The 13,915-nt window shown below is 41.7% G+C and carries 11 protein-coding genes; 3 read left to right on the forward strand and 8 right to left on the reverse strand.

Features of this window, described 5'->3' with window-relative positions; translation table 11 throughout:
- Window positions 1-23: 23 nt before the first annotated feature.
- On the forward strand, window positions 24-1,403 hold the full coding sequence (locus QM847_RS05745; RefSeq protein WP_414354468.1) for a glycoside hydrolase family 1 protein: 1,380 nt from the start codon (window positions 24-26) through the stop codon (window positions 1,401-1,403).
- Window positions 1,404-1,484: 81 nt separating this feature from the next.
- Here QM847_RS05745 and QM847_RS05750 read toward each other — a convergent pair whose 3' ends face one another.
- The 8 genes from QM847_RS05750 to QM847_RS05785 all read right to left on the reverse strand — a co-directional run bounded on the left by QM847_RS05750 (window position 1,485) and on the right by QM847_RS05785 (window position 10,363).
- Complete coding sequence (locus QM847_RS05750; RefSeq protein ID WP_414354470.1) at window positions 1,485-2,159, reverse strand: rhomboid family intramembrane serine protease; 675 nt, start codon at window positions 2,157-2,159, stop codon at window positions 1,485-1,487.
- The gene (locus QM847_RS05755; protein WP_414354472.1) at window positions 2,143-2,682 is read right to left on the reverse strand and encodes a 5-formyltetrahydrofolate cyclo-ligase; all 540 of its coding nucleotides are present in this window, start codon (window positions 2,680-2,682) and stop codon (window positions 2,143-2,145) included. Before QM847_RS05755 ends, QM847_RS05750 begins: the two co-directional genes overlap by 17 nt.
- 3 nt (window positions 2,683-2,685) lie before the next feature.
- Window positions 2,686-3,816 (reverse strand): N-acetyldiaminopimelate deacetylase, encoded by a 1,131-nt coding sequence (locus QM847_RS05760; protein WP_414354474.1) that lies wholly within the window; start codon window positions 3,814-3,816, stop codon window positions 2,686-2,688.
- A gap of 56 nt (window positions 3,817-3,872) precedes the next feature.
- Window positions 3,873-4,571 carry a 2,3,4,5-tetrahydropyridine-2,6-dicarboxylate N-acetyltransferase gene (gene dapD / locus QM847_RS05765; RefSeq protein WP_414354476.1) on the reverse strand — a complete coding sequence of 233 codons (699 nt, stop codon included), beginning with the start codon at window positions 4,569-4,571 and terminating at the stop codon, window positions 3,873-3,875.
- Window positions 4,572-4,642: 71 nt separating this feature from the next.
- Complete coding sequence (locus QM847_RS05770; RefSeq protein ID WP_414354709.1) at window positions 4,643-5,569, reverse strand: DMT family transporter; 927 nt, start codon at window positions 5,567-5,569, stop codon at window positions 4,643-4,645.
- A 79-nt stretch (window positions 5,570-5,648) separates the two neighbouring features.
- Window positions 5,649-8,288, reverse strand: coding sequence for a penicillin-binding protein PBP1B (pbp1b, locus tag QM847_RS05775; RefSeq protein WP_414354478.1), 2,640 nt, complete (start codon window positions 8,286-8,288; stop codon window positions 5,649-5,651).
- Between the two features lie 136 nt (window positions 8,289-8,424).
- A complete protein-coding gene (gene galU / locus QM847_RS05780; RefSeq protein ID WP_414354480.1) occupies window positions 8,425-9,324 on the reverse strand; it encodes a UTP--glucose-1-phosphate uridylyltransferase GalU in 900 nt (299 codons plus the stop codon).
- Window positions 9,325-9,346: 22 nt separating this feature from the next.
- Window positions 9,347-10,363: an NAD(P)H-dependent glycerol-3-phosphate dehydrogenase gene (locus QM847_RS05785; protein ID WP_269797586.1), complete on the reverse strand. Its 1,017-nt coding sequence runs from the start codon at window positions 10,361-10,363 to the stop codon at window positions 9,347-9,349.
- A 240-nt stretch (window positions 10,364-10,603) separates the two neighbouring features.
- Here QM847_RS05785 and leuS point away from each other — a divergent pair, with 240 nt between their 5' ends.
- Together leuS and QM847_RS05795 are read left to right on the forward strand one after the other, a co-directional pair.
- Window positions 10,604-13,105, forward strand: a complete 2,502-nt coding sequence (gene leuS / locus QM847_RS05790; protein ID WP_414354482.1) for a leucine--tRNA ligase — start codon at window positions 10,604-10,606, stop codon at window positions 13,103-13,105.
- Window positions 13,106-13,218: 113 nt separating this feature from the next.
- Window positions 13,219-13,911 carry a GNAT family N-acetyltransferase gene (locus tag QM847_RS05795; RefSeq protein WP_414354484.1) on the forward strand — a complete coding sequence of 231 codons (693 nt, stop codon included), beginning with the start codon at window positions 13,219-13,221 and terminating at the stop codon, window positions 13,909-13,911.
- Window positions 13,912-13,915: the final 4 nt, after the last annotated feature.

The raw sequence follows: 13,915 nt of genomic DNA on the forward strand, positions 1-13,915 counted from the left end.
AGAGTAAATAAAGAGGTAGAGCTATGCTAAAATTTCCAATGGATTTTGTCTGGGGTTCCTCAACTTCTGGACCACAGACAGAAGGACGAGTTCCTGGTGACGGCAAGGGAGATAATCTCTGGGATTATTGGTTCCAAGTAGAGCCAAATCGCTACTACAATGGGATTGGACCTGACAAAACATCAACCTTCTATGAAAACTGGGAAAAGGATATCGACCTTTTGTTAGAAACTGGCCACACAGCCTTTCGTACCTCTATCCAGTGGTCTCGTATTTTTCCACAGGGGCGTGGAGAAGTCAACCCACAAGGTGTGGCTTTCTACCGTCAGGTCTTTGAAGCTATTAAGGCCAAGGGAATCCGCCTTTTAGTCAATCTTTATCACTTTGACCTGCCTTTTGCCCTTCAAGAAGATGGGGATGGTTGGGAAAATAAGGCGACCATCAAGGCTTATGAAGACTACGCTCGTTTCTGTTTTGAAACTTACGGAGACATGGTTGACCAATGGATTACCTTTAATGAGCCTATCGTTCCGGTAGAGTTCGGCTATTTCTATGATGCCCATTATCCTCACAAGGTGGATGCCAAAGCAGCGATTAAGGTTGCCTACCACACGCAATTAGCCAGCACTCTTGCGGTTAAGGCATGCCATGAGGTCTTGCCTGGTTCTAAGATTGGGATTGTCCTAAATTTGACTCCAGCCTATCCACGTAGTCAACATCCTGCGGATGTCAAGGCTGCACGCATTGCTGACCTTTTCCAAGCCCAATCTTTCCTAGATCCGTCTGTCTTGGGAACTTATCCAGAAGAGTTAGTAGAAATTTTAGCTGAGCATGATTTGCTGCCAGATTCTACAGCTGAGGAGCTGGAGCTCATTCGTGAACACACAGTAGATTTCCTTGGAGTCAACTACTACCAGCCTTTGCGTGTCATGGCGCCACGTTTTGCTAAGCATCCTGATAGTCCGCTCTTGCCAGAACATTTCTATGAGCCTTATGTCATGCCTGGTCGTAAGGTCAATCCGCACCGCGGCTGGGAAATCTACGAGCAAGGAATTTACCATATCGCTCAAAATATCAAGGAAAATTATGGCAATATCGAGTGGATGCTGACGGAGAATGGGATGGGTGTTGAAGGTGAAGATAAATTCCGTGAGAATGGTATGATTCAGGACGATTATCGTATCGACTTTGTCAAAGGTCATCTTCGTGAACTTCATCGTGCCATTGAAGACGGTGCTAATTGTAAAGGATACTTGATCTGGACCTTTATCGATTGCTGGTCATGGCTTAACAGCTATAAGAACCGCTATGGTTTGGTAGAGCTTGACCTTGAAACGCAAGAACGCCGTCTGAAAAAATCAGGCCACTGGTTCAAAGAACTCAGTGACAATAATGGATTTTAAAAGTAAAATAACCAATTAGATTAAGAAAAAACCATTGGAAATAAAGCTCTCTGAGAGAGTTTCCAATGGTTTTTATTTGTCTTAAAGTAATCCGATAAAAAGCAACAAAGCAGACAGAGCAATAAAAGCTAGGGTTGCTAGACCACGTTGCCCTGGGTTGTAAATCTTTCGTTCGCCTCGAACTGGGAAGACGATAGCTAGTAAGGCACCCCCGACAGCACCCCCGACATGTCCAGCAAGGCTGATGCCAGGCATTAAAACGCTACCTATTAGGTTGATGATTAAGAGGGAGAGATAGGATTGACCAAGCTGTTGAAGATAGGGGTTGTGTGTAGCATAACGAAGAACGACAATAGAAGCGAACATGCCGTAGAGGGCAGTTGAAGCACCTGCAGTAATAGCATCAGGGCTAAAAACGAGAACAAAGAGATTTCCCATCATACCTGACAGAAGGTAGATAAAGAAAAACTGTTTGGAACCAAAGATTTGCTCCATCTGACGTCCCAAAAAGTAGAGGGATAGCATATTGACGAAGAAGTGCTCCAAGCCAATGTGGACAAAGGTGGCTGAGAATAAGCGCCAGCTTTCTTCAGGCATGGCCTTGATAGCAGGGGGATACACAGCTCCGAACTGGTACAAGGTAGCTGCGCTGGTATAGTTGAAACCACTGGTTAGAAACATGAGTATGAAAACCAGGGTTGTCACAAGAAGAAAGAAGCTTGTGACGGGATAGCGACGATCAAAAATTTCTTTCATAGATGAGTACCTCCTCAACAGGAATATCGTGTGGATCAGGATGGAAGTCCTGAATCTGACAAGGATAAAGTGTACTGATAGTGTTGCCTGGGAAATGCTCCAAGTAGCGATCGTAATAGCCACCACCGTAGCCAATTCGATAACCAGAAGGATTGAAAGCTAAACCAGGAACATGGATCAAGTCAATCTGAGACGGCTCAAAGACAATAGTTTTCCCCTGTGGTTCAAGAAGTCCAAAAGAATTTCTTTCGAGTTTCTCTGGTTCATATAGAACAAAGTCCATTTTCCCATGTGGATAGGTTTTGGGAATGAGGATAGTCTTTCCATCTTTTTGAGCTTCTTCAATGAGTCTAGCTGTCTGAAATTCATGAGGAAAAGACAGGTAAGTGGCGATGGTTTTTGCTTCCTTGTAGAAGGGATGTAGAAGTAGTTGCTCAGTCAACCAAGCGCCCATGACTTCCTTTTCTTCTTTGGATAGAGATTTGAGTTCTTGCAAGACCTGCTTGCGTAAGGCTTTTTTCATTGTTTACTCCGCAGCTTTCTTGGCTAAAAAGCTTGATACAGCCTCAACACCGACAGCCAGAGCTTCTTCCTTAGGACTCATCTGTGGATGGTGAAGAGCATAAGGGCTGTCAATGCCAAGCCAGAACATGACACCAGGAACCCTAGAGAGAAGATAACCAAAGTCTTCTCCTGTCATAGCAGGTTCGATGTCGATCAGTTCAATGCCCTCTTTTTCATTAAAGAAAGTCATCAATTCCTGGGCTAATTTAGGGTTGTTTTCGACAGGTAGGTAACCTCCCTGCTTGAGTTCAACTTCAACTTCCATATCAAAAGCAGCTGCTACACTTTCTGCAATGGCTTTGACTCGTTTTTGTACCAGAAGGCTCATCTTATGTGTTAAAGCTCGGATAGTTCCATGCAAAAAGGCCTTATCAGTGATAACATTATTGGCAGTACCGGCTTGAAAGACACCAAAAGTTACAACCGCTCCCTCGATAGGATTAACATTACGGCTGACGACTGATTGGACTTGAGTTATAAAATAGCTCGCAGCAACCAAGGCATCCTTTGTTTCATGAGGAAAGGCTGCGTGTCCACCTTTCCCCTTATAATGAATCTTGACCTCGCATGTTCCCGCAAATAAAGTGCTTGTATTGGTCGCAATCTGTCCAACTTTTAAGTCTGGACGAACGTGAAGAGCGTAGAATTGGTCAGGCAACCAGTCTCCAAAAGCTCCATCCTCATACATGAGCATGCCACCTGCTTCGTTTTCCTCAGCAGGTTGGAAGAGAAAGAGGAGATTGTTTTTAGGTTGGTTTTTTAGAGCACGTTCGAGACTTCCAAGGGCAATGGTCATGTGAAAATCGTGTCCACAAGCATGCATACGGTCTGGGTGCAGAGAGGCAAAAGGAAGGCCTGTTTGTTCAAGGATTGGGAGTCCGTCAATGTCTGTCCGCCAACCAATGGTACGTTCTGGCTGACTTCCCTGCAAATAAACTAAAATACCTGTTCGCCAAGTACGAATTTGAACAAAATCCTTACCAGCTGTTAATTTATCAATGACGCTTAGTAAATAAGCTTGAGTCTTGAATTCTTCTAATCCAATCTCAGGGATTTGGTGAAGATCTCGTCGAATCTGAATTAAATCTAACATATTTAGTTCCTTTCTACTAGACAATAAAGAGGCAGAAATTCCGCCTCTGTCAATAATTACAAGGTACGAAGTGCATCTTCAAGCGCTGTTTTTTGTTGGGTTTGGCTGTCAATTTCTTTGATAATACGGGCCGGGACCCCAGCTACAACAACATTTTCAGGGACGTCTTGAGTCACGATAGACCCTGCAGCAACGACAGATCCGCTACCGATTTGAACACCTTCGATAACAACTGCATTGGCTCCAATCATGACATTATCTCCAACACGGACAGGCTCTGCACTTGCTGGTTCAATGACACCTGCAAGGACTGCGCCTGCACCAACGTGGCTATTTTTACCAACAATAGCACGTCCCCCAAGGATAGCACCCATGTCAATCATAGTACCGGCACCAATTTCAGCACCAATATTAATAACAGCTCCCATCATAATAACAGCGTTGTCACCAATTTCAACCTGGTCACGAATGATAGCACCTGGCTCGATGCGAGCATTAATATCGCGTTTATCAAGAAGAGGTACAGCAGAGTTGCGAGCGTCTTGCTCAACAACATAGTCTTTATTTTCTGTTAGTCCTTCAAGAAGTGGATCGATATCTTTCCAGTCTCCAAAGAGAACATTCCCAAGCTTGATAACAGAGGCAGGGATAGCTCCGGCAAGTTGCCCCTCAAAGGTTATCTTGACACTTGTCTTTTTCTCAGCATTTGCGATAAATTGGATAATTTCTTGTGCATTCATTTTTGTAGCAGTCATGGGGGTTCTCCTCACTCTTTGTAATGCTTACTATTCTACCAAAAAAGGCTTCAAAATAGAAGCCTCAACCATTAAAAGGAGGAAGATTCATTTCCTTCTTTTGCTTTTTCAACAGAGAGAAAAATCATAGGGATTATAATTAAAATCATGGAAATCAGTAAAAAGCTATCTAATACAAGGCCTAGAAATAGGACGCTGAGAATTGCAGATGACAGGGGCTCACTGGCACTAACGACAGATACGACTAATGGAGAAACCAGGGATACAGCTTTCATAGAGAGGAAAAAGGCAAAGGCAGTCCCTAAAAAAGCAATTGTTAAACAGATGGCAATACTGATCCAATCAAGCTGAAAGCTTATTTGATAGACAGGATAGAGAAAATTACTAAAAGTACCTGCAACAATCATTCCCCAACCGACAGTTGGAACAAAGCCATATTCTTTGGCAAACTTTTGTGGTAAAATCACATTAAACATGACTCCAAGGGCGCTGAGTAGTCCTGTAATTAAAGCTAAGGGTGTGATAGATAAGGTCGAAAAGTCACCTTTTGTAGTCATCAAGAAGACTCCGAACATAGCGATTAAGACATAGAGGATTGCATTTCTAGAAGCTTTCTTTTTATAGATAATCCGATCATAAGCTAAGATAAAAATAGGACTAATGAATTGGAGGATGGTAGCAGTCGTTGCATTTGAGTATTCGACGCAGAGATAAAAGAAAAACTGAACGGAGAAAATTCCCAATATAGCATAAGCAAGAAAAGAAAGATAATTCTTTTTATCCCGCCAGATATCGAATAAGTGAAATCTAAGTTTGGAAAAAGCCAAAACGAGTACAGAGCTACCGGCTATCAGAAGCCTCATAGAAGTAATCCAGCCTGAAGAAACCTGGTAGTGTGTAAAAAAGTATTCCCCTAAAATACCACATATTCCCCAAATTAAGCCAGATAAGAGAGAATAGATGGTTCCCTTAAAGATATTCTTTTGATATTTATTCATGAAGCTATTGTACCATGAATGAGAAAAAGAAAAAAGAGAGCGAGAATTATCATTTCTCGCTCTCCTATCGGTAAGAAACTTAGCGTTGTTGGTTATTGCTGTTATTGCTTCCATTATTATTGCTATTGCTATTACCATTATTGTTACCGTTATTATTGTTGTTACTTCTATTATCGTTATTATTGCTGTTATTGTTACCGTTATTATTGTTGTTGCTGTTATTGTTACCGTTATTATTGTTGTTGCTGTTATTGTTACCGTTATTATTGTTGTTGCTGTTATTATCGTTATTATTGCTGTTATTGTTGTTATTATTTTTATCTTTATTGTTTTGTTCAATTAGATTTCCAATAATAACGTTCCAAGCATGTCGATAGTCAGCATCAGTACCACCAATTGCAAAGCGGAAGGTCGTAGTTGGGGCTCCAGCTTTATTGGCCCAGTAACTTGTAACAGTTTCCCCACCGACTTCATAATCTTTTCCGTTGAGGTTAACTCGTCCAGGTTTTTGACCAGTTGATCTAAGGACTTGGGAAGAGGTTACACTAGGATCAAGGCTAAACCTCTCGGTTCCCCAAGCTGATGGGGAAGCTTGCTGGATAGCATTTACTAGGTAGGCCATATATTTAGCGTTACGGTAATATCCCGCTAAATTTTCTAATGGTCGATTATCATCGTGTCCCATCCAGCCTCCGAGAGTTAGTCTTGGAGTGGAAAGCATCAACCACATGTCACCATTTTCATTAGTTGTACCAGTTTTCCCAATCCAGTCAGCACTTGCTAAACTTGGGTTAATAGCTGCAAGGTTGTTTGCAAATGTTGTTGTGGCACGTGATGAAATAACATCTCGCAACAAGCTTTGCATGATAGTTGCAGTTGCTTTAGAGTATACCTGAACAGGCTCATCTTTATGCTCATAAATGACATCGCCATTGGCCTTTTCGATTTTTGAAATCATATGCTTCTTATGGTAAACTCCATTATTAGCAATTGTTTGGTAACCATTTGTATGTTGAGCTACAGTAACATCAATTCCTCCCCCCATAGGAAGACTTTCGATATCATACTCTGGGATATCATAGCCCATCTTTTCCATATAGGAACGAACATCAACCCCTTTTTCTCGAAGCATACGGTAAGTCCAGTAGGCTGGGATATTCCAAGAGTAATTGAGAGCTTCTCTCAGACTCATCATACCTGTACCAGGACTATTGACATACATGATTGGATTTCCATTAACAAATTTGGTTGGATAGTTGGACAAAACGCTAGCACTACCCATTAATCCTTGGTCAATGGCAATGCTGTAAGCCAAAATCGGTTTCGTAGTCGAAGCAGGAGAACGCTTAGTATCAAAGGCATGGTTATTTTGGTTGCTTTGATAATCTCGACCGCCTACAAATCCCAGAATAGCACCAGTTTGGTTATCCATTAAGACATTTCCAACTTCTGGTTGTCCTGTACTATCATTTAGTACGTAACCATAATCTGCAACTGCTTTTTGCATAGCTGTATGGATATTCTTATCAATGGTTGTAGTGATCAGATAGCCACCATTCTGAATTTCTTTTTCTGCTAATTCACGGTAGGATTGTTGAATGGATTCATTTTTTAATTCTTGCGTAGACACATTATCTTTTTGAACTAGATAATCATACATGAGGTTAGTAGCCTCATTAAGCGTAGCAAAGTAGAGGAATCCTTTTGAAGCGATATCCACATTTTCTGCAGGCAAGAAATCCTGTTTGATATCATAGTCTCTATAGGATTCATAGTCTTCCTTGCTTAGAAGACCAGTTCTATACATATTGTAGAGAACATCTTTAGAACGTTTAATACCTATAGCCATATCTTCTTCGCTTTTTTGCTCACCAGTAGATTCATATGGAGAGTACACGATAGGGCTTTGAGGCAATCCTGCTATGAAGGCAGCTTGAGGAACGCTAAGTTGACTAGCATCAACTCCAAAGATACCCATTGCTGCTTGCTGAGCCCCTGCGATATTTTGTCCCTTGTTATTACGACCAAAAGGTGCTACGTTAAGATAAGTTGTTAAGATTTCATCCTTGCTCATAGCACGTTCGAGTGCTAAAGCATTAACGATTTCATTAGCTTTACGGGCTAAAGTAGGAGCGTCTCCAACAACTTGCTGTTTGATAAGCTGTTGGGTTAGAGTAGATCCACCACTCGATGAGCCAAGCCCGATAAAGTTACCTAGACTAGCACGAATGATAGCCTTTGGAACAACTCCATTATGTTCAGTGAAATGTTCATCCTCTGTAGCAATGACTGCATTTTTAAGGTTGTCAGAAATACCTTCTGATGTAACTGATGTTCTTAGGAGGTCACTTTCGATAGAAGCAATCAAGGAACCATCTGCATAGTGAATTTCAGATATGGATGAAATATTATTAACTTGTTTGATCAAATCTTCAGTCTGAGGGACGCTAACTTTATCAAAAAGCGAAACGGCATAACCAAAAACAATACCTGTACCTAAAAGGCCACCAATAAAAGCTATAATGAATAAGATATTGAAGGTAGCTTTTATCCCAAATAAAATTTTAGCCAAAATAGCCCAGATATTGGAACTAGTATTGGAGTTTTCATTTGAGGTTTGGTTAGAATCCTTCGCTTGAATTTTATCAGTAATTTTTGATTTTAGAGACTGGAGTAAGGCCAGTCCTTTTTCTTTGAATTCAATTAATTTATTCTTCATTTCTTTCCTCACTCTTTTTATTATACCATAAAAGCTTTTATTGCAATAAATTAGGCTTATAATAGGACTATATAGCAGTTTGTATCTAAGATTTCAAAAAAGTCAGATTCTATTAGAATCTGACTTTTCACATAACTTACTCTTCTCCTGACAGTTCTTTTCCAAGATCAATCAAGTAGTCTTTCAAGTGGTCTTTAACTTGTGGATGTTTCAGTGCGTATTCAATTGAAGTCTTCATAAATCCAAATTTATCACCGACATCATAACGTGCCCCAGTAAATTCACGTGCAAATACTCTTTGAGTTTTATTGAGTGTATCGATTGCATCTGTTAATTGAATTTCATTTCCTGCCCCTGGTTTTTGATTTTCAAGGATATTAAAAATTTCAGGAGTTAGGAGGTAACGACCGATAATTGCTAGATCACTTGGAGCATCTTCGGGTGCTGGTTTTTCAACAAAGGTTTCTACACTGTATAGACCATCGATGCCTTCTCCTTGTGGAGCAATAACACCGTAGGATGAAACTTCTTCGTGTGGGACTGGCATAACAGCAATAGTAGAAGCATGAGTTTTCTCATAGTCATTCATGAGCTGTTTAGTCAATGGAATAGCTTTATCGTCGTTGATATCCATGAGATCGTCTCCAAGCATAACAACAAAAGGTTCATTCCCAACAAATGCTTTAGCCTGTAAGACGGCATCTCCAAGGCCGCGTGGATGTGTTTGTCGAATGAAATGCAGGCGCATACCAGTCGTTTCATCGACTAATTTCAAGAGATCGTCTTTCCCTTTTTCTTTGAGGTTATATTCTAATTCAAAGTTTGAGTCGAAATGGTCTTCAATAGAGCGTTTCGATTTACCAGTGACAACGAGAATATCTTCGATACCAGACTTAAGAGCTTCTTCAACAATGAATTGGATTGTTGGCTTATCTACGATTGGCAACATTTCTTTTGCCAAAGCTTTGGTTGCAGGAAGGAAGCGAGTTCCAAGTCCTGCTGCAGGAATGACTGCTTTTCTGACTTTCTGTGTCATATATTTCCTTTCTAACAATGGCTTAAGACCACTCGTTTTCCGCTTTAAATTCATTACTCATGAGTTCAGCTACGGCTTCTTTGATATCGACATTTTCATAAATAACTTTATAGATAGCTTGAGTGATTGGCATATAGACATCAAGTTCTTTTGCCAATTCAAAAGCTGCCTTGGTTGTTGAAATACCTTCGATAACCATTCCCATATTAGCTTCGATATCAGCTAAAGCTTCGCCCCGACCGAGAGCATCTCCTGCTCGCCAGTTGCGTGAATGGACAGACGTTCCTGTAACAATTAAATCCCCAACTCCTGAGAGACCGCTATAGGTAAGTGGATTTGCTCCAAGTTGAACACCTAGACGTGTAATTTCTGCAAGACCGCGCGTGATAATCGCAGCTTTTGCATTATCTCCAAAACCAAGACCGTGAAGGGCTCCAGCCCCAACAGCGATGATATTTTTGAGAGCTCCAGCTGTTTCAACTCCAATAACATCCGTATTTGTGTATAGACGGAAGTAGTTGTTGCTAAAGAGTGATTGAACATATTGTGCTGTTTGCAGATCTTTTGAAGCTGCTGTAATCAAGGTGATGTCACGGACAATGGTTTCCTCGGCATGGCTAGGTCCAGATACGACGACAATATCACTTCTTAATTCAGCAGGAATTTCTTCCTCTAAAACAGTTGAGAGACGCTTGTGGCTATCTGGTTCAAGTCCTTTGGAGGCATGCATGACAACCACTTTATGATCAAGAACTGCAGCGACTTGTTGAGCCACTAATCGGGTTACCTTGGTTGGTACCACAAACAAGATAGCATCAACATCCTTTAAGGTCTCTCCCAAATCATGATAGGCAACAATTTTTTCGTCTAATACAGCTTCCTTAAAATAGCGTTTGTTAGTATGTTGTGTATTGATTTCATCAATTTGATCAGGAATATTTCCCCAGATACGCACTTGATGTCCGTTGTCATTGAGGACTTGTGACAAGGCAGTACCCCAAGAACCAGGACCTAAAACAGCGATGGTTTGTTTATTCATATTTTCCTCCTTTGAGAAAGCACTTTCCTATATTTTACCATAAAAAGCCCCATTATGCACCTATATAACAGACTAAGTTCTTTTTGAAAAATTTAAATAGATATTTGTCGTCATAAATTGAATAAGAGAATTGATGAAAGTAATGATTTTAGAAGTTCCATCATCAAATTAAAGAAAAGAAGAGCCCAATTTCTCTCAAAAATGGTATAATAAAAACATCACGAAAATTGGAGAGATACCATGAGTTTTTACAATCACAAAGAAATAGAGCCTAAGTGGCAAAAACACTGGGCTGACAATCACACTTTTAAGACAGGAACAGACGCCTCAAAACCTAAGTTTTATGCGCTTGACATGTTCCCTTACCCATCTGGAGCAGGTCTGCACGTAGGACACCCAGAAGGCTACACAGCGACTGATATCCTTAGCCGTTACAAACGTGCGCAAGGTTACAATGTCCTTCACCCAATGGGATGGGATGCTTTTGGTTTGCCTGCAGAGCAATATGCTATGGATACAGGGAATGACCCAGCGGAATTCACAGCGGAAAACATTGCCAACTTCAAACGCCAAATCAATGCCCTTGGTTTCTCTTACGACTGGGACCGTGAAGTCAATACGACAGATCCAAACTACTATAAGTGGACGCAATGGATCTTTACTAAGCTTTACGAAAAAGGCTTGGCCTATGAAGCTGAAGTGCCAGTAAACTGGGTTGAAGAATTGGGAACAGCTATCGCCAACGAAGAAGTTCTTCCTGACGGAACATCTGAGCGTGGGGGCTATCCAGTTGTCCGTAAACCAATGCGCCAATGGATGCTTAAAATCACTGCCTATGCGGAGCGCTTGCTGAATGATTTGGATGACCTTGACTGGCCAGAGTCTATCAAGGATATGCAACGCAACTGGATCGGGAAATCAACTGGTGCCAATGTAACCTTCAAAGTAAAAGGAACAGACAAGGAATTCACTGTCTTTACGACACGTCCTGATACCCTTTTCGGTGCGACTTTCACAGTTTTAGCTCCTGAGCATGAACTAGTAGATTCCATCACAAGTCCAGAACAAGCAGAGGCTGTAGCTGACTACAAACATCAAGCTAGCCTCAAGTCAGACTTGGCTCGTACAGACCTTGCCAAAGAAAAAACAGGGGTTTGGACTGGTGCTTATGCCATTAACCCTGTAAATGGCAAGGAAATTCCAATCTGGATTGCCGACTATGTCCTTGCTAGCTACGGAACAGGTGCTGTTATGGCCGTACCTGCCCACGATGAGCGTGACTGGGAATTTGCTAAACAGTTTGGTCTTCCAATCGTAGAAGTGTTGAAAGGTGGAAATGTAGCAGAAGCTGCTTACACAGAAGATGGCCTTCACGTCAACTCTGACTTCTTGAACGGTCTCAACAAAGAAGAAGCGATTGCTAAAATCGTGGCTTGGCTAGAAGAAAAAGGCTTTGGTCAAGAAAAGGTTACCTACCGTCTCCGCGACTGGCTCTTTAGCCGTCAACGTTACTGGGGTGAGCCAATCCCAATCATTCATTGGGAAGATGGAACTTCAACAGCCGTTCCAGAAAGTGAATTGCCATTTGTCTTGCCAGTAACCAAGAATATCCGCCCTTCAGGTACTGGTGAAAGCCCATTGGCTAACTTGACAGACTGGCTTGAAGTGACTCGTGAAGATGGCGTCAAAGGTCGTCGTGAGACCAATACCATGCCACAATGGGCTGGTTCAAGCTGGTATTACCTCCGCTATATCGATCCACACAACACAGAGAAATTGGCTGATGAGGACCTTCTCAAACAATGGTTGCCAGTCGATATCTACGTGGGTGGTGCAGAACATGCTGTGCTTCACTTGCTTTACGCTCGTTTCTGGCACAAATTCCTCTATGACCTTGGTGTTGTACCGACTAAGGAGCCATTCCAAAAACTCTTTAACCAAGGAATGATCTTAGGAACAAGCTACCGTGACCACCGTGGTGCTCTTGTGGCAACTGACAAGGTTGAAAAACGTGATGGTTCCTTCTTCCATGTGGAAACAGGCGAAGAGTTGGAGCAAGCACCAGCCAAGATGTCTAAATCCCTCAAGAACGTGGTTAACCCAGACGATGTGGTGGAACAATACGGTGCGGATACCCTTCGTGTCTATGAAATGTTCATGGGACCACTTGATGCTTCTATCGCTTGGTCTGAAGAAGGTCTGGAAGGAAGCCGTAAATTCCTTGACCGTGTTTACCGTTTGATCACAAGTAAAGAAATCGTTGCGGAAAACAATGGCGCTCTAGACAAGGTTTACAACGAAACTGTTAAGTCTGTCACTGAGCAAATCGAGTCGATGAAATTCAACACTGCCATTGCTCAGCTCATGGTCTTTGTCAATGCAGCTAACAAGGAAGACAAACTTTATGTAGACTACGCCAAAGGCTTTATCCAATTGATCGCTCCATTTGCGCCTCACTTGGCAGAAGAACTCTGGCAAACAGTCGCAGCAACAGGTGAGTCTATCTCTTACGTGGCTTGGCCAACATGGGACGAAAGTAAATTGATTGAAGATGAAATTGAAATCGTCGTTCAAATCAAAGGAAAAGTCCGTGCTAAACTCATGGTTGCGAAGGACCTGTCACGCGAAGAATTGCAAGAAGTTGCTCTAGCTGATGAAAAAGTCAAAGCAGAGATTGATGGCAAGGAAATCGTAAAAGTGATTAGTGTACCTAACAAGCTTGTTAATATCGTTGTGAAATAAAAAATGATAAGTCTTCAAAGTTTTACTTTGGAGGCTTTTTTGGAAGCTTAGTACGGATATATGATATACTATTCACATCTTTAAACTTATAAGAGTGAGATAAGGAGAAAACTATGCCTGTAAATGAATATGGTCAGATGATTGGTGAACCTGTAGACGACACACCTGGAGTTTTGCCTTCACTTGTATGGATAGAAGGGCGATATACGACTATAGAAGCTCTATCGGTGGAAAAGCATGCAGAGGATTTATTAGCTGTTTATGGTCCAGATACACCTCGGGAGATGTGGACCTATCTCTTTCAATCACCAGTAGAAAATCTTGAAGAATTAATCGTCGCTTTAAAGCAGATGATTGAGTGCAAGGATCGTTTCTATTATGGGATTATCGATAAAGCGACTGGAAAGGTGCTGGGAACATTTTCTCTCATGCGCATTGACCGAGCCAATCGCGTGATTGAAGTTGGCGCGGTAACCTTTTCTCCGGCTCTCAAACAGACCAGGATGGGGACAGAAGCCCACTATTTGCTAGCTCGTTATGTCTTTGAAGAGCTCAACTACCGCCGTTATGAGTGGAAATGTGATGCACTAAATCTACCTTCCAGAAAAGCAGCAGAACGTTTGGGCTTTGTCTATGAAGGAACCTTCCGTCAAGCTGTTATTTATAAAGGGCGTACCAGAGACACGGACTGGATGTCTATGATTGATAAGAATTGGCCAAAGGTCAAAGCTCGTTTTGAATCGTGGTTGCGTCCAGATAATTTTGATGAAAATGGACAACAGTTGAAATCTCTTAGAGAATGTTAGAAAG

It is taken from the genome of Streptococcus timonensis, assembly GCF_047463455.1.
Taxonomy (GTDB): Bacteria; Bacillota; Bacilli; order Lactobacillales; family Streptococcaceae; genus Streptococcus; species Streptococcus timonensis_B.